Origin of the sequence: Sphingobium indicum B90A (genome assembly GCF_000264945.2) — a bacterium.
Classification (GTDB): domain Bacteria; phylum Pseudomonadota; class Alphaproteobacteria; order Sphingomonadales; family Sphingomonadaceae; genus Sphingobium; species Sphingobium indicum.
The window spans coordinates 1,453,168-1,474,632 of record NZ_CP013070.1 but is presented as its reverse complement, the minus strand read 5'-3'; the positions used below and the strand labels follow the sequence as shown (position 1 = coordinate 1,474,632).

At 66.9% G+C, this 21,465-nt stretch carries 23 protein-coding genes; 12 read left to right on the top strand and 11 right to left on the bottom strand.

Annotated features, from left to right (window positions below):
- The first annotated feature begins 16 nt into the window (after positions 1–16).
- The 3 genes from SIDU_RS07145 to SIDU_RS07135 all read left to right on the top strand — a co-directional run bounded on the left by SIDU_RS07145 (position 17) and on the right by SIDU_RS07135 (position 5,228).
- The gene (locus SIDU_RS07145; RefSeq protein ID WP_007688463.1) at positions 17–1,264 is read left to right on the top strand and encodes a threonine ammonia-lyase; all 1,248 of its coding nucleotides are present in this window, start codon (positions 17–19) and stop codon (positions 1,262–1,264) included.
- 322 nt (positions 1,265–1,586) lie between these two features.
- Positions 1,587–2,405 (top strand): arginyltransferase, encoded by an 819-nt coding sequence (locus SIDU_RS07140; RefSeq protein WP_007688465.1) that lies wholly within the window; start codon positions 1,587–1,589, stop codon positions 2,403–2,405.
- Positions 2,406–2,705: 300 nt separating this feature from the next.
- Positions 2,706–5,228, top strand: coding sequence for a sensor domain-containing protein (locus tag SIDU_RS07135; protein ID WP_007688466.1), 2,523 nt, complete (start codon positions 2,706–2,708; stop codon positions 5,226–5,228).
- Positions 5,229–5,674: 446 nt separating this feature from the next.
- On the opposite strand, the gene SIDU_RS07130 is transcribed toward SIDU_RS07135, so the two are convergent.
- The 4 genes from SIDU_RS07130 to SIDU_RS07115 all read right to left on the bottom strand — a co-directional run bounded on the left by SIDU_RS07130 (position 5,675) and on the right by SIDU_RS07115 (position 8,219).
- Positions 5,675–6,475 (bottom strand): RcnB family protein, encoded by an 801-nt coding sequence (locus SIDU_RS07130; protein WP_007688468.1) that lies wholly within the window; start codon positions 6,473–6,475, stop codon positions 5,675–5,677.
- Positions 6,476–6,583: 108 nt separating this feature from the next.
- Positions 6,584–7,069 (bottom strand): GAF domain-containing protein, encoded by a 486-nt coding sequence (locus SIDU_RS07125; RefSeq protein ID WP_007688470.1) that lies wholly within the window; start codon positions 7,067–7,069, stop codon positions 6,584–6,586.
- A 41-nt stretch (positions 7,070–7,110) separates the two neighbouring features.
- Positions 7,111–7,536, bottom strand: coding sequence for an alternative ribosome rescue aminoacyl-tRNA hydrolase ArfB (gene arfB / locus SIDU_RS07120; RefSeq protein WP_007688472.1), 426 nt, complete (start codon positions 7,534–7,536; stop codon positions 7,111–7,113).
- A 5-nt stretch (positions 7,537–7,541) separates the two neighbouring features.
- The gene (locus SIDU_RS07115) at positions 7,542–8,219 is read right to left on the bottom strand and encodes an RluA family pseudouridine synthase (protein ID WP_007688475.1); all 678 of its coding nucleotides are present in this window, start codon (positions 8,217–8,219) and stop codon (positions 7,542–7,544) included.
- Positions 8,220–8,287: 68 nt separating this feature from the next.
- Here SIDU_RS07115 and SIDU_RS07110 point away from each other — a divergent pair, with 68 nt between their 5' ends.
- Positions 8,288–9,250, top strand: coding sequence for an acyltransferase family protein (locus tag SIDU_RS07110; protein WP_007688477.1), 963 nt, complete (start codon positions 8,288–8,290; stop codon positions 9,248–9,250).
- Positions 9,251–9,454: 204 nt separating this feature from the next.
- On the opposite strand, the gene SIDU_RS07105 is transcribed toward SIDU_RS07110, so the two are convergent.
- The 4 genes from SIDU_RS07105 to ygfZ all read right to left on the bottom strand — a co-directional run bounded on the left by SIDU_RS07105 (position 9,455) and on the right by ygfZ (position 12,534).
- Positions 9,455–10,315 carry a sigma-70 family RNA polymerase sigma factor gene (locus SIDU_RS07105; protein WP_007688478.1) on the bottom strand — a complete coding sequence of 287 codons (861 nt, stop codon included), beginning with the start codon at positions 10,313–10,315 and terminating at the stop codon, positions 9,455–9,457.
- Positions 10,315–10,770, bottom strand: a complete 456-nt coding sequence (locus tag SIDU_RS07100; protein WP_007688480.1) for a carboxymuconolactone decarboxylase family protein — start codon at positions 10,768–10,770, stop codon at positions 10,315–10,317. The genes SIDU_RS07105 and SIDU_RS07100 overlap by 1 nt, the downstream gene beginning before the upstream one ends.
- Before the next feature lie 283 nt (positions 10,771–11,053).
- A complete protein-coding gene (locus tag SIDU_RS07095; RefSeq protein ID WP_007688482.1) occupies positions 11,054–11,800 on the bottom strand; it encodes a glutaminyl-peptide cyclotransferase in 747 nt (248 codons plus the stop codon).
- Positions 11,797–12,534, bottom strand: coding sequence for a CAF17-like 4Fe-4S cluster assembly/insertion protein YgfZ (ygfZ, locus tag SIDU_RS07090; RefSeq protein WP_007688484.1), 738 nt, complete (start codon positions 12,532–12,534; stop codon positions 11,797–11,799). The genes SIDU_RS07095 and ygfZ overlap by 4 nt, the downstream gene beginning before the upstream one ends.
- Positions 12,535–12,597: 63 nt before the next feature.
- Between ygfZ and SIDU_RS07085 the strand changes: the two genes are divergently transcribed.
- Positions 12,598–13,923 (top strand): dihydroorotase, encoded by a 1,326-nt coding sequence (locus SIDU_RS07085; RefSeq protein WP_007688486.1) that lies wholly within the window; start codon positions 12,598–12,600, stop codon positions 13,921–13,923.
- Here SIDU_RS07085 and rarD read toward each other — a convergent pair.
- Together rarD and SIDU_RS07075 are read right to left on the bottom strand one after the other, a co-directional pair.
- Complete coding sequence (gene rarD, locus SIDU_RS07080; protein ID WP_325065443.1) at positions 13,920–14,789, bottom strand: EamA family transporter RarD; 870 nt, start codon at positions 14,787–14,789, stop codon at positions 13,920–13,922. The two genes, SIDU_RS07085 and rarD, sit on opposite strands and share 4 nt — an antisense overlap.
- Before the next feature lie 38 nt (positions 14,790–14,827).
- Positions 14,828–15,049, bottom strand: a complete 222-nt coding sequence (locus SIDU_RS07075; RefSeq protein ID WP_007688490.1) for a hypothetical protein — start codon at positions 15,047–15,049, stop codon at positions 14,828–14,830.
- A 160-nt stretch (positions 15,050–15,209) separates the two neighbouring features.
- Between SIDU_RS07075 and SIDU_RS07070 the strand changes: the two genes are divergently transcribed.
- From SIDU_RS07070 to SIDU_RS07040, 7 genes are all read left to right on the top strand, one after another.
- Positions 15,210–15,905, top strand: coding sequence for a hypothetical protein (locus tag SIDU_RS07070; RefSeq protein ID WP_007688492.1), 696 nt, complete (start codon positions 15,210–15,212; stop codon positions 15,903–15,905).
- 282 nt (positions 15,906–16,187) lie between these two features.
- Positions 16,188–16,571: a fluoride efflux transporter CrcB gene (crcB, locus tag SIDU_RS07065; protein WP_007688494.1), complete on the top strand. Its 384-nt coding sequence runs from the start codon at positions 16,188–16,190 to the stop codon at positions 16,569–16,571.
- Positions 16,568–17,878 (top strand): RluA family pseudouridine synthase, encoded by a 1,311-nt coding sequence (locus tag SIDU_RS07060; protein WP_007688495.1) that lies wholly within the window; start codon positions 16,568–16,570, stop codon positions 17,876–17,878. The genes crcB and SIDU_RS07060 overlap by 4 nt, the downstream gene beginning before the upstream one ends.
- Positions 17,875–18,549: an HAD-IA family hydrolase gene (locus tag SIDU_RS07055; protein ID WP_007688498.1), complete on the top strand. Its 675-nt coding sequence runs from the start codon at positions 17,875–17,877 to the stop codon at positions 18,547–18,549. Before SIDU_RS07060 ends, SIDU_RS07055 begins: the two co-directional genes overlap by 4 nt.
- Positions 18,546–18,803, top strand: a complete 258-nt coding sequence (locus SIDU_RS07050) for a hypothetical protein (RefSeq protein ID WP_007688500.1) — start codon at positions 18,546–18,548, stop codon at positions 18,801–18,803. Before SIDU_RS07055 ends, SIDU_RS07050 begins: the two co-directional genes overlap by 4 nt.
- On the top strand, positions 18,800–19,495 hold the full coding sequence (locus SIDU_RS07045; protein WP_007688502.1) for an ATP12 family chaperone protein: 696 nt from the start codon (positions 18,800–18,802) through the stop codon (positions 19,493–19,495). The genes SIDU_RS07050 and SIDU_RS07045 overlap by 4 nt, the downstream gene beginning before the upstream one ends.
- A 92-nt stretch (positions 19,496–19,587) precedes the next feature.
- Complete coding sequence (locus SIDU_RS07040) at positions 19,588–20,310, top strand: hypothetical protein (protein ID WP_007688503.1); 723 nt, start codon at positions 19,588–19,590, stop codon at positions 20,308–20,310.
- Between the two features lie 384 nt (positions 20,311–20,694).
- On the opposite strand, the gene SIDU_RS07035 is transcribed toward SIDU_RS07040, so the two are convergent.
- Positions 20,695–21,375 (bottom strand): murein L,D-transpeptidase catalytic domain family protein, encoded by a 681-nt coding sequence (locus tag SIDU_RS07035; RefSeq protein ID WP_025772081.1) that lies wholly within the window; start codon positions 21,373–21,375, stop codon positions 20,695–20,697.
- Between the last annotated feature and the right edge of the window lie 90 nt (positions 21,376–21,465).

Genomic DNA, 21,465 nt, shown 5'->3' with positions numbered 1-21,465 from the left:
AGCTAGGTGGCGCGCCATGAACACGCTGAGCAAGATAGAGAGCGCCGTGCCGCTGCCCATTTCCGTCGACGACATACTGGCGGCGCGGGTGCGAATTTCGGGTTCCGTCGTGCATACGCCGACGCTGGTCAGCCAGACGCTGTCGGCCATGTTCGGCTGCAAGGTGTATCTGAAGTTCGAGAATCTCCAGTTCACCGCCGCCTACAAGGAGCGCGGGGCGCTCAACCGATTGCTCCAGTTGGACGAGGAGGCGAAGGGGAAGGGCGTGATCGCCGCGTCTGCCGGCAATCATGCGCAGGGCCTTGCCTATCACGGCAGGCGGCTGGGCGTGCCCGTCACCATCGTCATGCCCAACACCACGCCCACGGTGAAGGTCACCCAGACGCAGGGCCATGGCGCGACCGTCGTCCAGTTCGGCGAGAAGTTCGACGACGCCTATGCCCATGCCCGCGAACTGGAGGTGCAGCAGGGCCTGACCTTCGTCCACCCCTTCGACGAGCCGGACATCATGGCCGGGCAGGGGACGGTCGCGCTGGAGATGCTGGAGGACGCGCCGGAGATCGACACGCTGATCGTGCCCATCGGCGGCGGCGGCCTGTTTTCGGGCATGGCGACGGCGGCCAAGGCGATGAAGCCCGACATCAAGGTCTATGGCGTGCAGGCGGAGCTTTATCCGTCGATGTACGACTATATCAAGGGCGCGAACCTGCCCTGCGACGGCGACACGCTGGCGGAGGGCATTGCCGTCAAGGAGCCGGGCGAACTCACCCGCCGCTTCGTCGAGCGGCTGGCGGACGACGTGCTGCTGGTCAGCGAGCGCCATCTGGAGGAAGCGGTCAGCCTGTTGCTCCAGATCGAAAAGACCGTGGTGGAGGGGGCGGGCGCCGCCGGCCTGGCCGCGCTGCTGACGCACAAGGAGCTGTTCGCCGGGCGCAGCGTGGGGCTGATCCTGACGGGCGGCAATATCGATACGCGGCTGCTGGCCAATGTGCTGCTGCGCGACCTGGCGCGATCGGGCCGGCTGGCGCGGCTGCGCATCATCCTTCAGGACCGGCCGGGCGCGCTGTTCCATGTGGCGCGCATCTTCGACCAGGAAGCGGTCAACATCCTGGAACTGTCGCACCAGCGGATCTTCACCAATCTGCCGGCCAAGGGCCTGAGCCTCGACGTGGAATGCGAGACCCGGGACGGCGCCCATCTGGAACGGCTGATCGCGGCGCTGCGTCAAGTGGGATATGAGGTCGCGCCGATCGAGGTGGCTTAGCGGATTTGCGGCGAAGGGTGGAAAGCCGTCATTCCCCCTCCCGCAGGCGGGAGGGGGCTAGGGGGTGGGCTGGCGCGACATCTGCGTTGATTCGCAACGGTTGGGTCAGAAGCTCGCTGCGCTCGCGCCCACCCCTAGCCCCTCCCGCCTGCGGGAGGGGAATGTCCTGGACTGGCCATTTCCCGCCTATCGCGCAAACCTCCAGTCTCTTCTCTGCCGCTTAACCAATTTTCGTGGTAAATAAACTTTTCACAGCCGCTCGCGAACGGCATAGTCGACTCATGAATCAGGGGTCGGGCAGCGCTGTGGGGGAGATGCGGTCGTGAGTGCGCCTTTCCGCTTTCCGCGCTTTTTCGTCACTAATCCCAGCCCCTGCCCCTATCTGCCCGGCAAGAGCGAGCGGAAGGTGTTTACCGAACTCAGCGGCGACAACGCGTCCGAACTGAACGACGCCCTTGGCCGCATCGGTTTCCGCCGCAGCCAGAATGTCGCCTATCGCCCTAGCTGCGCGGACTGTTCGGCCTGTGTTTCGGTGCGCGTCGTCGCGGGCGAGTTCGAACCCAATGCGACCCAGCGCAAATTGCTGCGCAAGAATGAAGACCTGGTCATCACCGCCTGCAAGCCCTGGTCGACGGAGGAGCAGTTCGCGCTGCTCCAGCGCTATCTGCGCGCCCGGCATCCCGGCGGCGGCATGACCGAAATGGACGAGATGGACTTTGCCGACATGGTCGAACAGACCCCGGTGGAAAGCCATGTCGTCGAATATCGCGAGCCGGGCGAGGATGGCCGCCCCGGCAGGCTGATCGGCGCCTGCCTGACCGACCGGCAGGGCGATGGCCTGTCGATGATCTACAGCTTCTTCGATACGGAGCTGGAGCATCGCAAGGGGCTGGGCAACTTCATCATCATGGACCACATCCTGCGCGCGGCGAAGGCGGGGCTGCCTTATGTCTATCTCGGCTATTGGGTCGAGGGATCGCAGCGGATGCAGTACAAGATCCGCTATCGGCCGCTCGAACGGCTGAGCCGCAACGGTTGGGCGCGGTTCGACCCGCAGGAGCAGGCGCAGGCGGCGCGGCAGGCGGAAAGCCGCGACGATCCGGCCTTGCCCCGCGAACTGGCGGCGATCTTCCGGAAATAAAACTCGATGGCCACCGGGGACAGGCCGGGCGCAGGCTGTATCGACATTCGGCCTTGGCGGCCTGCAAATGGTTGAAGCTGGTCACGCGCTTCGCTTCAAGAATCGCGAAAAGCCGCCAATTTTCGGCTCGTCATCTTCAAAATATCGATTCAGCCCAGGGACGTCTTCGCATGGCCGGCCCGGAACGGCTTTGCGTCATCATGGATTTATTACGTACTACGCTATTGGAAAGCTTATTTAACTTTTTCCGTTACTGCTTTCCGATGGGTTGCGTAAATAGCGATGGATCAGGGTCGATAGATGGACCGTTTTGCTGATCGCAGATTTGGGGAATTTGCCTCCGGACTGGCTCGGGAAGGGCTGGGATGGGATTCATTCTTCTATCGCAACGAACTGTCCTTCTCCCCTGTTTTCCAGCGCGTTTCGCCGCCGCTGATTCGCTGGATCGCCGACCGTCGCGGCCGCATATTGTCGCGGGAGATCATGTCGGACCTCTTCGCCCGTCATTTTTCCGGCGACATCACCGGCAATGGCTGGCGCGCCATGCTGGACAGGCATGACTGGAAGGCGCTGGCCGACGCGGCCAGGCGCTCCGCCCGGCCAGATCCCGTTCCCGTCCGGATGCGCACGCTGGCCGGAGAGACCAGGACGGGGATCGTGCGCATGACGCTGGTCGCGGAACCCGATGAGGCGCCGCTGTGGTACGGAACGATAGAGGACATAGACGAGCGCCACGACCTTGACCGCCACGCATTGGCGGCCGCCCTGGCGGAAAGCCGGCAGCATTATCGCTGGTCGGTCGAACTCAGTCCGCAGGTTCCCTGGACGGCATCGGCGAGCGGCGACATCGAAGAGGTGGGCCCTCGCTGGCAGGAACTGACCGGCATCGCCCCGGCGCGCGCGCGGGGCAGGGGATGGATCGATTCGCTGCATCCCGACGATGTCGACCGGACGCTGGCCGTCTGGTCGGAAAAGCTGCGCACCGGCGATCCCGTCGATGTCGACTACCGGCTGCGCCTTTCCGACGGCGGCTATCGCTGGATGCGCTCCCGCGCATCGGCGCGGCGGGACGCGAAGGGCCGGATCGTGCGCTGGTACGGCACGCTGGAGGATATTCACGCGCAGAAGCTGGCGCAGCGCGAACTGGCCAACAGCGAGGAGCGCTTCCGCCTGGCGGTGCAGTCGGCGCGGCTGGGCATATGGGATTTCGACGCGGTCGCCGGCACGCGGACATGGTCGCGGGAATTCCGGACCATGCTGGGCCTGTCCGACACCGAACCGGCGACCAGCGAACTGGCATTGCGGCTGGTGCACCCGGAGGACCGGCCGCGCCTTGCCGAAATGCTGGACGTCGTCGCGAGCGAGCGCATGCCGCCGCATTTCGAGGCCACGTTGAGGGTGTACAGGGCCGATACCGGCGCCCTGCGCTGGATCAAGAGCGTCGGCTGGAGCAGCTTTTCCGATTCCGGCAAGCCGCTGCGCGTCATCGTCACTTTCCAGGATGTGACCGAGGAGAGGAACAGCGAGGAACGCATACGCTGGGCCGCCACGCACGATCCGATGACGCGCATGCCCAATCGGGCGCTGTGGCAGGCGACATTGGAGGAGATGACGAAGCAGGCGCGGCGGACGGGGGAGAGCTTTGGCCTCATCCTGGTCGACATCGACGACCTGAAGCGGACCAACGACACGCTGGGCCATGACGCGGGCGATGCGCTGCTCTGCGGCTTTGCGCAGCGTTTCGCCTCCTGCGCGCCGGCCGATGCCATGATCGGACGGCTGGGCGGCGACGAATTCGGCATGATTGCGCCCTCGCTGGCCAGCAGCGCGGCGCTTTCGGCGTGGAGCGCCGAATTGCTGGGCGGGGTGCGGGTGCCCTATGTCCATAATGGGCGGTCGCTCGACTATGGGATCAGCATGGGCGGCGCGGTCTTCGGCGAACATGGCGAGGACGCGGCGGAATTGCTGAAGGCGGCGGACCTGGCGCTCTATGCGTCCAAGTCCACCGGGCGCGGGCGGCTGACGCTGTTCCAGTCGCAATTGCGCGCCGACGCGCAGCAGCGCAGTTCGATGATCCACATGGCGCGCCAGGCTATCGTGGACGATCTGGTCGTCCCCTATTACCAGCCCAAGGCGGACATGCGGACCGGCCGGATTTTGGGCTATGAGGCGTTGCTCCGTTGGGAGCATCCCCGCACCGGCGTGCATTCGCCCGACACCATCGCCGCGGCTTTCGACAATGCCGAACTGGCGGTCGAGCTCACCGAAAAGATGCTGGCGAAGGTCGTCCGCGACGTCGACCGATGGCTGCGCGCAGGCCATGATCCGGGCCGGGTCGCCATCAACGCGTCCGCCGCCGATTTCATTCAGCATGATTTCGCCGACTATGTCCTCGCGCATCTGGCGCGCTGCGCCGTCCCGCCGCAGCAGTTCGAGATCGAGGTGACGGAGACCGTTTTCCTGGGCCGGGGCGCCGAACAGGTTGAGCGGGCGCTGCACCGCCTGTCGTCGGCGGGCGTGCGGATCGCGCTGGACGATTTCGGCACCGGCTACGCATCGCTCAGCCATTTGAAGCAATATCCGGTCGACGTGCTGAAGATCGACCGCAGTTTCATCAGCAATATCGAGCAGGATGCGGGCGACGCCGTCATCGTCGACGCCATCGTCAAGCTGGGCAGCAGCCTGGGCATGGAGGTGGTGGCCGAAGGCGTCGAAACCGCCGGGCAGGTCGAGATGCTGATCGCGCGCGGCTGCACCATCGGCCAGGGTTACCTGATGGGAAGGCCCCGGCCCTGGGCGGCGGTGCGCTCGCGCGCTGCCTAGGGCATCGTGCATTCAATGAATCCCGCCATTTGCGCTGACTAGGCAGCGTGGACAAATTCAAGACTCGCCGGACTGAGTGATTTGAGTGGGGAGTGGACGTTCCCCTATTCGTCACGCCTCCCCCTATTCGTCACCCCGGGCTTGACCCGGGGTCCCGCTGCCTTGGACGAGGCGCGGCACTCAGAAGGAAAGCGGGACCCCGGGTCAAGCCCGGGGTGACGGAAAACTGATGACTGCTATTGGCCATTTCCCGACATTCCGAATTTGTCCACGCTGCCTAGCCACTGCGGCGTTCGACAGGCTCGGTCCCTGCTCAGCGCGATGCTCCAGTTCCGTTTCGCATGGTGGAAGCGCAGCGTGTTCCTGCGAAGGCAGGAACACGGTTCGGCTTGAACGCCGGCTTTCCGCTCGAATCCGTCCCGCGATACCGGGGCAGTGGATCTGTTCTACCGTCCCCTGCGCCTGCGGACCGGAACCTCGGTCACATAGGTGCGGGTGGTGGTGACGGCGGGCTGGATCACGACGGTCGTGGTGGTGGCGCCCGGATAATAATAGCCGCCCGATATGAAGCCCGGCGCCTGCGTCGTCGTGACGACGGGTTCTCCCGGACCGCCATGCCGCTCCGTCCGGTTCGGCCCGGCGGCATAGGGCGGCGGGTCGAAATCGACGCCCGGTCCACCCTGGACCTGCCCTTCGAAACGGCCTTCATAATCGCCGCTGAATGTCTTGCCGTCCTTGTCGCGCCAAGTGCCGCTCCAGCGCCCTTCATAGCCGAGCGGCGGCGGAGGCGGGCCATCCCGCGCGGTGACTTCGTCATCATAGCGCAGGCCAGGCGGCGGCGCGTCGCCCGCCTCCTCCCATGCGACGCCGCTGCGATAATCGCGCACGCGGCCGTCCCGGTCGGTCATCACCGCATCGTCATAATAGCGCGACCAGCCATGGCCGCTGACGGGCGCCGGCAGCCCATAGGCGCCATGGTCGCGGATATGATAGGCAGGGCTGATCCAGTAGCGCGGCAGCACATAGCCCACCACCGGCCGGCGATAGGCCGCCCAGCCGCCCGGCGCGTACCAGCCCGCGCGCCAGCGGCCCTGATGGCGCGGGCCCCAGCGGTGAACCGTCGCGCCCGCATGCATTGGCGGTCGGGCGGCGATGGCTCCGCCCCTGGCCGGCCCGTTCGCGGAAACCGGCGCCGTCAAACCGATCGCCAGGCCGGCGCCGGCCAGGATGAAGCTCCGGATATGCATGCTCGAATCCCTGCTTTCGGCTGATATGTTAACGACTTGTTTAGCATGATGGACGGCCGCCATCCAAGCGTCGGCATTTTCAGGCCTGTCCCGAAAAGGGGCAGGCCCCTAAACCAGACGCGGCGCGATCCGCCCGACCAGCGCCTCCAGCCCCCTTCTGTCCGCACTGTCGAAGCGCGCCGGGATCGGGCTATCCAGGTCCAGCACGGCGACGACCCGGCCTTCGACGATCGCCGGCACGACGATTTCCGAGGCGCTGGCGGCGTCGCAGGCGATATGGCCGGGAAAGGCGTGCACATCCTCCACCAGTTGCGTCTGGCCGCTGGCCGCCGCGGCGCCGCAGACGCCCTTGCCCAGCGGGATGCGGATGCAGGCGGCCTTGCCCTGAAAGGGGCCAAGGACCAGTTCGCCGTCCACCATCCGGTAAAAGCCCGCCCAATTGAGGTCGGGCAGGAATTGCCAGATCAGGGCGGAGACATTGGCCATATTGGCGATGGCGTCAGCCTCGCCCGCCGTCAGCGCATCGGCGGCGGAGAGCAGGTCTTCGTGGAGCGCGGCCTTGTCGGCGTGGGCCGAGGGAGAAAAATCGAACATGGCCGGAATATAGGGTGTGGCGCGGGTGCAGGCCAGTCCGGTTAATCCAGCCTTACCTTGCCGCGTCCGGCCTTGACCGAACTGCGCGCCTTCTTGGCGTCGACGCGCCGCGCCTTGGCGGCCTTGCCCGGCCTGGTCGCCTTGCGCGCCTTGGGCACGATGGTGGCTTCCCGGATCAGTTCCACCAGCCGGTCCAGCGCCTCCTGCCGGTTCAGGAGCTGCGACCGCGATCCTTCGGAGCGGAGGATCAGCACCCCATCCGCCGTCATTCGCCGCCCGGCGATGACCGCCAGCCGGTGCTTGATCGCCTCCGGCAGCGACGGGCTGTTCGCCACGTCGAAGCGCAGTTGCACCGCGCTGTCGGTGGTGTTCACATGCTGGCCGCCGGCCCCCGTCGAGCGGACGAAACTTTCCGTCAGTTCGTCGCTGTCGATGGAGATCGACCGGGTGACGGGGATGCGGGGCAAGAGCGCTAAAGCCCGGCCTGTTCGAGCAGTTCCTGCCCGAAGCCCGCCGCCGCAAAGGTCGCGGGCAGGGGGGCGGTCGCCTCCGCCGGCGGCTTTTCCCCGCGGGGAATGCTGAGAAAGCGGCTGTGCAGCAGCATCGGCCCCTGACCCGATCCATAGACCGGATCGCCCGCAATGCCGAAGCCCAGGCCATGCAGCGCATGGGTCCGGATCTGGTGGGTGCGTCCGGTGCGAGGGGTGAAGACGATCAGCGCCCGTCCGTCCTTTTCCACGATCTTGCGCCATTCGGTGAACGCGGCCTTGCCCGCCTTCGCCGGGATCATCCGCCAGCCCTGGGCAGGCGTGCTGACCTTCTTGAGCGACAGGTCGATGGCGCCGCTGTCCTCCGCCGGGACGCCGTCCACCACCGCGACATAGCGCTTCGCGACTGTCCCAGCCTCGAAGGCGGCGGCGAAGCGCTTGTGCGCCTTGGGATTGCGGGCGAGCAGCAGGCAGCCGCTGGTGTCGCGGTCCAGCCGGTGAACCGGCAGCGGCCAGCGCTGGAAGCCGAAGGTCAGCGAGGACAGGTGGTTTTCCAGCGAAAGCGACCCGTCACGCGGCGCGTCGACGGGCAGGCCCGCCGGCTTGTCGAGGATGATGGCCTCGCCATCGATGAACAGAACTCGGTCATGAAGCAGGGACAAGGGGCGTTTTTCCGTAAATGCAGGGCAGCGATTGACGCGCGTGCGGCTTCCTATAGGGCGTGGAGGGCATGGAGAACAGGGGGCATGAGGCGCATCCGCCGGGCGGAGGGCGGCTGGAATGGATCGATGTCGCGCGCGGCATCGGGATCGTCGCCGTGGTCGTCGGCCATGTGTGGACGCGCGGCGGGCTGCGCGATGCGATGTACAGTTTCCACATGCCGCTGTTCTTCCTGCTGTCGGGCCTGCTGTCCCGCCCGCAGCCGGTGGGACGCTTCGCCCGCCGCCAGCTTGCGTCGCAGATGCGGCCCTATGCGGCTTTCCTGATCCTGCTGATCCTGGCGGACCAGATCATAGAGACGATGAAGGGCGGCAGGCCGATCTTCCATGACTGGCCGGGGGATCTGGCGCCGATAATGCTCGGCGGCTCCTGGCTGCGGGGACCGTTCACCATCTTCTGGTTCGTGCCCTGCCTGATGATGGCGCGCATCCTGTTCAACATGGCGCTGGCCCGCTGGCCAGACCCGCTCGACCGGCGCTGGGCGCTGCTGATGCTGCCTGCCCTGCCGATCGCCTATGGCGTGGGCTGGTTCGCCGGCCTGTCGCCGCTGGGGCTGCTGACCGTGCCCATGGCGCTGGTCCTGCTCTGGGTGGGGGCGGCCTGGCAGCGCGTGAACTGGCGAGGCTGGATGCTGGCGCCGCTGGTCCCGCTGTCGCTGGCCGGGCTGACGGCGCTGCTGCCGACGCTCAACATGAAGGCGGCCGACTATGGCTGGCCCCTGCTGTCCATCGGATCGGCCGTGGCGACCAGCCTGCTGCTGTTCCGCCTTTCGGTGCGGATCGCGCCTTTCAGCGGCTGGATCGCCGCCATCGGGCGAGCGTCGCTGGTGATCATGTATCTCCATGTGGCGGTGATCCACTATCTCTCGCCCTATGTGGGCAAGCCGTGGCTGCTGGCGCAGGCGCTGCTGATGCCGATCGCCGCCTATTATCTGATCCGGGCCGTTCCCGGGGCGCGAAGGATTTTCCTTTAGGCTGTATCGACATTCAGCCCTGGCGGACGCTCCCTCTATTCGTCACCCCGGACTTGATCCGGGGTCCCGCTTTCTTGTCTGAGTGCCCGCCTCGTCCAAGGCAGCGGGACCCCGGAGCAAGTCCGGGGTGACGGTGGGGCAATGAGCGAAATTGGCCATTTCCCGACATTTTCGAATTTGTCCACGCTGCCTGGGACCGCTTCGTCAATGCAGGTGCCGCAGCTTGTCGGGATTGCGCATCACATAGATGCCGGTGACGCGTCCATCCTCTATGTCGAGCGCCGTGGTCTGGAGTTCGCCGTCCGCCTCGCGGGTGACGAAGCCGGGGAGGCCGTTGATCAGCCCCACGCGCACCAGCGTCGAGCCATATTTGCCGAACAGCACGGCCAGCGCCTTGTGGACCTGCATCACCTGGCCGAAGCCCAGCACGGGGACGATCGCGGCGGGGCGCTTGCCGCCGCCGTCGCTGTGCAGGCTGACATCCTGGGCCAGCATCGCGCCCAGCGCCGTCATGTCCCCGCTGCGCGAGGCGGCGAAGAAGGCGCCGGCGATCTCCAGCCCGCGCTGCCTTTCCACCCGGTATCGGGGCCGGGCTTCCCGCACATGGGCCCGCGCCCGCGCCGCCAGTTGGCGGCAGGCCGCCGGATCGCGCTCGACCGTGGCGGCGATTTCCTCGAATCCGACGCCGAAGACGTCATGCAGCAGGAAAGCCGCCCGCTCCAGCGGCGACAACCGCTCCAGCGCGAGCATCAGCGGCAGGGTGACGTCCTCCTCTTCCTCGTCCTCATCCACCACCGGATCGGGCAGCCAGGGGCCGATATAGGTTTCGCGGTTGCGCCGCGCCGACTTGAGCTGGTCCAGGCACAGCCGCGTCACCGCGCGGCGCAGGAACGCCTCCGGCTCGCGCACCGCTTCCCGGTCGGCGCCCATCCAGCGGATGAAGGCTTCCTGCACCACATCCTCGGCATCCGCGACCGAACCCAGCATGCGATAGGCGACGCGGATGAGGCGGGGACGCAGCGGATCGAAGCTCTCCGCTGCGTCCCCATGCGTCCCCTGCGCCATCACGCAGCCGCCCTGGCGGGCGTGTCGTGCCATAGGCCGAAGCCCACCGCGATGCGGTTCCAGCCGTTGATGACGTTGATCATCAGGGTCAGTTTCACCTGCTCCTCCTCCGAAAACTCGGCCGCCAGCGCCTCATGGGCCGCTTCATGGCTGTGCCCTTCGGAAAGCCGCGTCAAGGCCTCCGTCCATTGCAGCGCGGCGCGCTCGCGGGCCGTGTAGCAGGGCGCCTCCCGCCAGGCGGAGAGCAGGTAGATGCGCTGTTCGCTTTCGCCCTGGGCGCGGGCTTCGGCCGTGTGCATGTTGATGCAGTTGGCGCACTGGTTGATCTGCGACGCGCGGATCTTGACCAGTTCGATGAGGCTCGGCTCCAGGCTGGCGTTGATGGCGGTGGAGGTGGCGAACCAACTCTTCATGAGCTGGGGCGCGGCGGCGAAGGGATCGAGCTTGGCGGTCATGTCAGCACCTTTCTTCTGGGGTTGTGCCGACATGACGAGACAGGATGGGCTGGCGTGACATGGGTTGCGAAAAAAATGCGATGCGGGGATTGGTGGGGGTGGTTTCCCGCCACCCCTCCTTTCGTCACCCCGGGCTTGACCCGGGGTCCCGCTGCCTTGGACGAGGCGCGGCACAGACAAGAAAGCGGGACCCCGGATCAAGTCCGGGGTGACGGTGGGGCAATGTCCTGATTGGCCAACAGCCGCCGTTGCCGTCCCGCTTCGGGAGCGCCTGCCGCCAAGCTCATTTCCCGACCCTTATCTCGAACAGCCTGGCCCAGTTCTTGCCCGTCACGAACAGGCGGTCGGCCTTTGCGTCATAGGCGATGCCGTTCGCCACGGCCTCGCTGTCCCTGGCGCCGCTCGCCTTCAGGAGGGGCGCGATGTCGAGCCAGTCGATGACCGCGCCCGTGCGCGGGTCGATCCGGACGATATGGGTGTCGTACCAGATATTGGCCCAGATCTCGCCCTTCACATATTCCAGCTCGTTGAGCCGCTCCACCGGACGGCCGTTCCATGTCACCGTGATCCGGCGCTCCTCGGTCAGTCCTTCGGGGTCCAGGAACCGCAGTTGCGCGGTGCCGTCGCTCATGATGAGGCTGCGCCCGTCCTGCGTCAGGCCCCAGCCTTCGCCTTCGTAGCGGAACTGGGAAACCGGCGAGAAGTCGTCCAGCTTCCAGACGAAGCCCTGCCGATGCCGCCAGGTCAGGCTGATCAGCCGGTCCTTCCAGTTGACGATGCCCTCGCCGAAATAGGGGCGGGGAACGATGCGGCGGGCCAGCACCTTGCCGCTTTTGGGGTCGACCTTCCGGATTTCCGACTCGCCCTCCAGCCCCGTGCTCTCGTACAGGGCGCCGTCGTGGTAGAAGAGTCCCTCCGTAAAGGCGCCGGGATCGTGCGGATAGCTTCGCACCAGCTTCCATCGCGTCTCCGCCTGAGCCGGGACGATCAGCAGCCATGCGCCCAGCAGCGCGAAAAGAGCGCGCCTCATTCGGCGGCCTGATCCATCATCGCTCCGGCAAGCCAGCCGGGCAGGTCGGCGGCGTCGATATCCTCCACGCGCCGCAATTCGATGGAAAGGCCAAGGTCGGGCAGCGCCGCCTTCTGGCGCTTCTCATCCGCCCGCGCGAGCGGCACGGCCACCAGGCGCCGGTTCACCTTGTTGCGATAATGCATGCGGGCGGTGTTTTCCTGCCCGACATAGCAGCCCTTGTCGTAATCGACGCCGCCCAGTTCGCCGGCATTGGCTTCCAGCCAGAGAATCTGGTCCTGGCCCAGTTCGCCCACGCCCTCGAATATGCCGAGCGACAGCCGGTGCGCCCGGAATGCCGCCGAAGCGTCGCCCTCGTCCGCTGGCGCGATCCAGCGATGGCCAAGCTGCGGCAGGCGGGGGTCGAACGGCTTGCCGGGCGCCTCCAGCGCCCAATGCACCGCCAGGGCATCCTCCCGCGCGATCGCGACCTTGCGCCGAAGCCGGTAGAGCGCCAGCCGCCTGGCCAGCGCGTCCGCCTGGCTCGCCTCGCAATCAATCAGCACGTCCCCGCCGTCCGCCCACAGGATGAAGTCGAACAGCGCCTTGCCCTGCGGCGTCAGCAGCGCGGTCCAGCGCGGTTCGCCCTCCTTCAACCCCGGCACGTCGCGGGTGAGCAGGCCTTGCAGGAAGATTTTAGCCTCCTCGCCGGAAATTCTGAGGAGCGCGCGGTCGGTAAGGGTGGTGCCGGTCATCGGCTTTAGGTAGGACAATCGCCCATCATATCCAAGCCCACCCCCCAAGCTGGCGAGACCGACATGACTTTCGACCTCCTCCTCAAGAACGGCACCGTGCACACCCCCGGCGGCGCGGAAAGCGTGGACGTGGGCGTCAGCGGCGGCAGGATCGTCGCCATCGGCACATCCCTGGGCGGCGCGGGCGAAGTGATCGACTGCACCGGCCTGGACGTGCTGCCGGGCTGCATCGACAGCCAGGTCCATTTCCGCGAGCCGGGGCTGGAGCATAAGGAAGACCTGGAATCGGGCAGCCGCGCCGCTGTGCTGGGGGGCGTCACCGCCGTCTTCGAAATGCCGAATACCAACCCCAATACCGACACCGCCGAGCGCGTGCACGACAAGCTGAAGCGCGCCCGTCATCGCATGTGGTGCGACCATGCCTTCTATGTCGGCGCCACCGCCGACAATGCCGAACAGTTGAGGGAACTGGAACGCATCCCCGGCACGTCGGGCGTCAAGATCTTCATGGGCGCGTCGACCGGCAGCCTGCTGGTCGACGATGACGACGCCCTGTCGCGAGTCCTGGCCAGCGGCACCCGCCGCGTCGCCATCCATGCCGAGGACGAGGCGCGGATGAACGCCCGCAAGGATTATCGGGTGGAGGGCGACCCGTCGTCCCACCCGGTCTGGCGCGACGATGAAAGCGCGATGATCGCGACCAGGCGCATCATCGACCTGGCCCGCAAGGCGCGCCGCCGCATCCACATATTGCATGTGACGACGCCCGCCGAACTGGAATATATCGCCCGGAACAAGGACATCGCGACCTGCGAGGTCACGCCCCAGCATCTGACCCTGGCGGCGGAGGACGCCTATCCGCGCCTGGGCACCTATGCGCAGATGAACCCGCCGATCCGGTCGGGCGCGCATCGCGACGGCCTGTGGCATTGGCTGAACCAGGGGGTGCCGGACGTTCTGGGCAGCGACCATGCGCCGCATACGATGGAGGAGAAGGCGAAGCCCTATCCCGCATCGCCCAGCGGCATGCCGGGCGTCCAGACGCTGGTGCCGCTGCTGCTCAACCATGTGGCGGAAGGGCGCCTGTCGCTGCGCCGGTTCATCGAACTGACCTCTTCGGGGCCGCAGCGCGTCTTCGGCCTGGTGGGGAAGGGGCGCATCGCGCTCGGCTATGACGCGGACTTCACGGTGGTCGACCTCAAGAAGCGCTGGACCGTCGGTCGCGACTGGCTGGCATCGCGCTGCGACTGGTCCCCGTTCGAGGGGATGGAGCTGACCGGCAAGGCCGTCGGCACCATCATCCGCGGCCATCGGGTGATGTGGGAAGACGCGCTCGCCAACCAGGCCGTGGGGGAGCCTGTGCGGTTCGAGGCGACCGAGTTCGCTTAGGCCGTCGCCAGGCGATTGCGACGGGCGGCGGTCAGGCTGTCCGCCGCGAACAGGATGAGGCTGAGCCAGATCAGCGCGAAGCTCGTCATCTGCCCCGCGGTCAGCCTTTCGCCGAACAACAGGATGCCGCACAGGAACTGCATCGAGGGCGCCAGATATTGCAGCAGGCCAAGCGTCGCCATCGGCAGCCGATGCGCGGCGGTCGCGAACAGCAGCAGCGGCACTGTCGTCACCGCTCCGGCGGCGATCAGCAGGATGGTGGTCGGCGCGTCCTGCCCGAAGCCGATGCCGCCATGCGCGGACAGCCAGAACAGATAGGCCATGGCCGCCGGCATCAGCAGCAGGGTCTCCACGCCCAGCCCCGCCATCGGCGCGACCGGCGTCAGCTTCCGGATCAACGCGTAGAAGGCGAAGCTCAGCGCCAGCGCCACGCTGATCCAGAGCGTGGTGAGGGCGGTCGCGGCCATGATGGCGACGCCGACCGCCGCGATTCCCACCGCCGCCAGCTGTCCCCGCCGCAGCCGTTCGTGGAGCAGCAGCACGCCCAGGCCCACCGTGACGAGCGGATTGAGGAAATAACCCAGGCTGGCGGCGAGCACATGCCCGGCGTTCACCGCCCAGACATAGGTCAGCCAGTTGGCGCCGATCATCACCGCCGACGCGGCAAGGGCCGAAAGCAGCCGCCGGTCGCGCAATATCGGCCCCAGATCGGCCAGGCTTCGCCGCGCCAGCAGCAGCGCCAGGATCAGCAGCAGCGACCACAGGATGCGCTGGCTGACGATCTCCACCGCGTTCACATGATGCAGCAGCTTGAAATAGATCGGCAGCAGGCCCCACAGGCCATAAGCCGTCACCGCGGCGATCAGGCCGCGGCGGACCGCCCGTTCCGATGGCGGAAGGGAATTCAGAGGATGCCTCCGCCCAGGAACAGCCGCAGCGCGCCGAACCCCGCAACGATCAGGCAGAAATTGCGCCCGCCGTTCCTGGCCGAGAACATGCCGACAAACGCGCCTAGCAGCGCCATCGGCACCAGCAGCCAGTTGAGCGCACCCAGCAGCGGAAAGACCGCCGGGATCATCAGGATGAGGGTGACGAGGCCGATCAGGGCCGACAGCATGTTGAGCATGATCGCACAAATGGCGCTTCGCCGGGGGAAGGGCAAGATGGGCGGCGGGGCCAGTTGGCGCGGATTGGCCCGGCGCGGGAGAAAATTCGCCGATTCACCACAATCCCTAACGAAAAATTAACCTCTGATATTCATCCCTTGTTTACGAAGGAGTGAAGCCATGGCGTCTGTTCGATCTTTCTGTGTTCTGGCGATGATCGTCGCCCTGCCGCTGGCGGGCTGCGGCAAGAAGGCGGATGATCTGAACGCGCTCGACGCCCAGCTCACCAACAATGCGGCGGATGCGCTCGCCAATCAGATCGTGGTCGATCCCCGGCTCGCCGGCCAGTCCCAGGCCAGCGCCAGGCTGCCTGCGCTGAAGGGAGAGGCCGCGACCGCCCTCGCGGCGGCGGTGAAGCTCGCCGGCGGCAGGCTGCTCGCCGCGCCCGCTCCGGCGGAAGGGGAGGCGAAGGAGTCCGAATCGACGCTCGCCGCCGTGGCCGGCGAACAGAAGAAGCCGGGCGGCAACGCCTTTTGCCGCGAACAACTGGTGCAAGGCGCGCAGTGGGTCAGCCGCCTGCCCGAACCCTTCACCGTCTATCCCGGCGCGCAACTGACGGAGGCGGCGGGCGCGGAAAAGGACGGATGCACGTTGCGCGCGGCGACGTTCGTGACCCCCGTGCCGTGGCAGAGCGTGATGGATTTCTACTATACCCAGGCGCGCCGCGCGGGTTTCGACGCCGAACACAGGGTGATGGGCGGCGACCATGTGCTGGGCGGCACGCGCAAGGGGGACGGCAGCGCCTTCCTGCTGCTGTTCACCCAGGCGCCCGGCGGCAGGACCAGCGTCGACGTGCTGGCGGATAACGGGCGATAAGGGCGAAGGCAAGTCGGGCTCTTGCCAATGCATGACATTCCCCTCCCGCAGGCGGGAGGGGCTAGGGGTGGGCGCGAGCGTAGCGAGCTTCTGACCTAACTGCTGCAAAACAACGCGGATGTCGCGCCGGCCCACCCCCTAACCCCCTCCCGCTTGCGGGAGGGGGAATGACAGGAAACCACTCATAGCCTCCATGCCTATCCTCCACTTCGTCGGCGCGCCCTTCTCCCAAGGCCAATGACCGCTTTCCAAGCCTTGCAGAAATGCTCTAGGGCGGGCGGCATGACCAATATTCTTCTCGTCATGGCAGGGGGCGCCGTCGGATCGGCCCTGCGATACCTGCTCGGGCGTCTTGCTGCGCAGATGATCCCCGGCGCCTCCTGGCCCTGGGGGACGTTCGGCGCGAATGTCGTCGGCGGTTTCGCGATGGGGCTGCTCGCCGGATGGCTGGCGCGCTTCAACGCGCCGTCGGGCGAGCCGATCCGCCTGCTGCTGGCCGTGGGCCTGCTCGGCGGCTTCACCACCTTCTCCTCCTTCAGCCTGGAGACCATGCTGATGATGGAGCGCGGACAGACGGGCATGGCGCTCGGCTATGCGGTCATTTCCGTCGTCGGCGCCGTGGGCGCGCTGGCCGGCGGCCTGGCCGTGATGAGGAGCGTCGCATGAAGGGGCGTCCACCCGGCAGATCTTCCGGCCCGCGCAAGTCCGGCACCGCTCCTGCGGGTCGTGCGCGGGGGGCGGTCAAGGCCGCTCGCGCCCGCAAGCCCGATGCGCCCAAGGCCGGTCCCAGGCCGCCTGCCGCGAAACCTGCCGCAAAACCCGCAGCCGCGAAGCCGGCCAAGCTGTCCCCAGCCAAGGGCGTTTCGCTGGATGTGCGGCAGTTTCGCGTAGGGGCGGACGATGACGGTATCCGGCTGGACCGCTGGTTCCAGCGGCATCTGCCCGATGTCGGCTTCAACACGGTCTCCCGCTGGGCGCGCACCGGCCAGTTGCGCGTCGATGGCGCCCGCGCCGCGCCGGGCGACCGCATCGCGGAGGGCCAGAGCATCCGCGTGCCCCCCGCCGAACCCAAGGCGCCCGAAACCGCGAAGCCCAGGCGCGTCCGCCCGCAACTGACCGACGATCAGATGGCCTTCGCCCAGGGACTCGTCATCCATCGCGACGCGCAGGCCATTGTCATCAACAAGCCGCCTGGCCTCGCCACGCAGGGCGGCACCAAGACGGACGATCATGTCGACGGCCTGCTCGATGCGCTGGAGTTCGACCTGGACCAGCGGCCCAAGCTCGTCCACCGGCTGGACAAGGACACGTCCGGCGCGCTGCTGATCGCCCGCACCGCCCGGTCGGCGGCCTATTTCGCCAAGGCCTTTTCCAGCCGCACGGCGCGCAAGGTCTATTGGGCCATCGTGATGGGCGTGCCCTCCATCGAGGACGGCATGATCGAACTGCCCATCGCCAAGCAGCCCGGCACCGGCGGCGAGAAGATGCATGTGGATGAGGAGGAGGGGCTGCCCTCCCGCTCGCGCTATCGCGTGATCGAGCGGGCGGGCAACCGCGCCGCCTGGGTGGAGCTGCAACCCTATACCGGCCGCACCCACCAGTTGCGCGTCCATATGGCGGCCATCGGCCATCCCATCGTCGGCGACGGCAAATATGGCGGCAAGGACGCCTTTCTGAGCGGCACGATCAGCCGCAAGATGCACCTTCACGCCCGGCGCATCCGGGTCGATCATCCCGATGGTGGCCGGGTCGACGTGCGGGCCGAACTGCCCGAGCATTTCGCCGCCAGCCTTGCCTCGCTGGGCTTCGACCTTTCCGCCGGCGACCTGCCGCTGGACGAGGAGATCGCCCGCCCGCCCACGCGGGAGGATGAGAAGAAGGCCGCCCGCGCCCATGCCAAGCAGATCCGCAAGGGCCGCAAGGGCGAAAGGCGCGCGCGCGGCTCCGGCGGGGGAGCGCGCAGGAAGTCATGACGAACAGGCTTGCGGTGTTCGATTGCGACGGCACGCTGGTCGACAGCCAGCACAGCATCTGCGCGGCCATGGTCCGCGCGTTCGAGAGCGAGAAGCTGGCGGCGCCCGACCGGGCGGCGATCCTGTCGGTCATCGGCCTGTCGCTCCCGCTCGCCATGGCGCGCCTGCTGCCCGATGCGGAGGTCGGTTATCATGACCATCTGTCGGAAAGCTACAAGCTGGCCTTCCAGCAGCTTCGCCGGGAAAATGCGGTGTCGGAACCGCTTTATCCCGGCATCGCCGCGCTGATCCGCGAACTGGATGCCGATGGCTGGCTGCTCGGCGTCGCCACGGGCAAATCGGACCGGGGATTGCGCCTCTGCCTTGCCCATCATGGCATCCACGCCCATTTCGTGACCTTGCAGACCGCCGACCGCCATCCGTCCAAGCCGCATCCCTCCATGCTGTTGGCCGCCATGGCCGAAGCGGGAGCGACGCCCGAAAGCACGGTGATGATCGGCGACACCAGCTTCGACATCGACATGGCGCTGTCCGCCGGCACGCGGGCGCTGGGCGTTGGCTGGGGCTATCACACGCCGCAGGAGCTGATCGGCGCGGGCGCGCACGGCGTCGCCATGGACAGCGAGGAGCTGCGCGGCCATATCCACGCTTCCCTCATGCGATCCCTATGACCGACATGCCGCCCGTTCCGCCCGTCGACCCCCAAAAGGTCGCCCGCCAGCGCTTCTTCGCGCTCGGGCTGTTCCGCCTGTCGGGCGCGCTGCTGGTGATGTTCGGATTCCTGGTGCTGATGCAGCGTTTCCATTGGGTGCAGGGGAGCAAGGCGAAGGCCATGGGCGCGATCTTCGTCCTCGTCGGCCTGTTCCAGTTCGTCATCGTTCCGCGCCTGCTGCTCGCGCTGTTCAGGAAACCGCCGCAATCATGAAGCGCTTTTATGAGGACGCCGCCGTCGTCGCGGGCGAATCCGGTTTCGAAATCCGCCTGGACGGCCGCCCGGTCCGCACGCCGGCCCGCGCGCCGCTGGCGCTGCCCACCCAGGGGCTTGCGGAGGCGATCGCCGAGGAATGGCGCGCGCAGGGCGAAACGGTCGACCCGCGTTCCATGCCGTTCACGGGCCTTGCCAACGGCGCCATCGACCAGATCGCGCCCCATAGCGGGAGCTTCGCGGCGGGGATCGCCCGCTATGCCGAAAGCGACCTGCTCTGCTATCGCGCGGAGGGGCCGGCGGAGCTTGTCGCGCGGGAGGCCGCGGCCTGGGATCCGCTGCTGGATTGGGCCATGGCGCGCTATGACGTCGCCTTTCGGGTGACGCAGGGCGTGGTTCCGGTCGCCCAGCCCGCCCGGACGCTGGAAAGGCTGGCGGCTGCCGTCGCTGCGTTCGATCCCTTCACGCTCGCAGGGCTGTCGACGCTGGTGACGCTGTCAGGCTCGCTCGTCTGCGGCCTCGCGGTGGTGGAGGGCGGCCATGACGCGGACCTGATCTGGACGGCGGCCGAGATCGACGAAGCCTGGGAAGTCGAACAATGGGGCGAGGACAAGGAGGCCGCCGCCCGGTCGGCGCGGCGCAGGCACGAATTTGCCATGGCCCGAGCCTTTTGCGAGATGACCCGCGCCTGACCGGGTGGGAATGACGCCGCCTCTTCGTTCAATATCAATGAGCGGGCAGCCCTTCGCGCCCGCTTCCGTTGCATGATCGAGGAGTGTCCATCTTGCCGTCCCGTACCTTTCTCGTCGCCCTGATCGCCCTGTCCGCGCCGCTGGCGGCGCCGGCGCTTGCGCAGGAGGCGGCGCAGGCCGCTCCCGCCGCAGGCCAGATGACGCCGGAGCAGATCGCTGCCTTCAACCAGGCGGTCACGGATTTCACCGCCGGACAGACCGCGCAGCAGGCCGGCGACAATGCCGGCGCCGCCGCGAAATATGAAGCCGCGCTGCCCGCCATCCGCACGGCGGTGCAGGCCGATCCCGCCAAGATCGACAATGTGAATTTCCTCGCCAACGCGCTTTACGCCAATGCGGCGGCTCAGGGCGCGCTGGGCAGGATGGACAAGGTGATCGCGCTCTACACCGAATCCGCGCCCTATTGGCGCAAGCTGGTGGAGGCGAAACCCGCCGACGCCGCCAGCCGCAATATCTTCGCCGGCATATTGATCCAGATGGGCAATCAGAAGCTGGCCGGCAGTGACAAGACCGGCGCTGATCCCCTCTATCAGGAGGCGCTGGCCCTCGCCCGCAAGTCCGTCGCGGAAAACGCCCAGGACGCGGTGTCCCGGAACATCCTGCTGTCGGCGCTGATCGGGGCCAGCCAGACCGGCAACGACCCGGCCCTGTCCGCCGAAGCGCTGAACATGGGCAAGGCGATGCTGAGCGACGGCACCATCGATGCGATGAACAGGCCCTCCATCGAGGCGATGACTGGCGCCAAATCGGGCTGACGCGGCTTTCCGTTCGTCCAGAGCGGGTTTTGATCTGATGAATCAGCTCTCCGCTCTGGATTCGTGGTTAATCAGCGATCGGTTCCGTTCGCTTGGAATCGCCCTAGCGCCAAGGTCGCAACTGGCTCCTGCCGCCGCAGGGGCGCGCCGAAAGCTCTTGTCCTAGGCAGCGTGGACAAATTCAAGACTTGCCGGACTGAGTGATTTGGGTGGTTTCCCGCCACCCCCTCCTTTCGTCACCCCGGGCTTGACCCGGGGTCCCGCTGCCTTGGACGAGGCGCGGCACTCAGAAAGAAAGCGGGACCCCGGGTCAAGCCCGGGGTGACGGTGGGGCAATGTCCGCAACTGGCCATTTCACGACATTTTCGAATTTGTCCACGCTGCCTAGGCCGTTATGCCCGTGATCTTGTCGGCATAGAGCAGCCGACCCGGCCCCATCAGGCCGATGAATTGCGGCAGCATATGGCGGGCAAGCGCGAAGCAGCCCTCGCTGCGGCCGATCTTGCCCCAGCTCGCGATATGGTTCTCGCTGACATAGTCCGCGCCATGCACGACGATGGCGCGCATTTCCGCATTGTTGTTCTGCGGGTCCAGCCCGGCCAGCCGCATCGCCCGGCCGTGCTGGCCCTCATAGATTTCGCCGGTCTTGAACGCGCCAGAACTGCTCGCCAGCGAATTGGGCTCATTGGAAAAGCTGTGGAGCCATCCCGAATGCTCCGGGTCGGAACCGCGGCCGTGGGCGACCAGATAGGAACTGGCCTGTCCGCCGATCAGATCGACCACATGGAAGCGCAATTCGCGGGATGGCGCGTTGAAATCGGCCAGCGCCACCCGGTCGCGCAGCGTGAACATATGCCCATGCTGGTCCAGCGCGGCCTTGGCCCGTTCCAGCAGTTTCGCATAGGGCTGGGCAGCGAGCGGTCCCGGCGAGGCGGGACGCGGAACCGGAGGAACGGCCGGCTGCGGCTGCGTTTCGCCCAGCGGAGCGGCCCGCCCGGCACTGTCGGCAAGAAACGAAAAAGCCAGCCCGCTCAAAGCGAGCTTGGTAAAATTACGACGATCCATGAATCGCAATATAGCAAAGGAGCGGCGACAGTCCAAGGGCGCCGCCGGATCGCCGCCGCCGTCCATCCCCATGATGGCCGGAAAACCGTC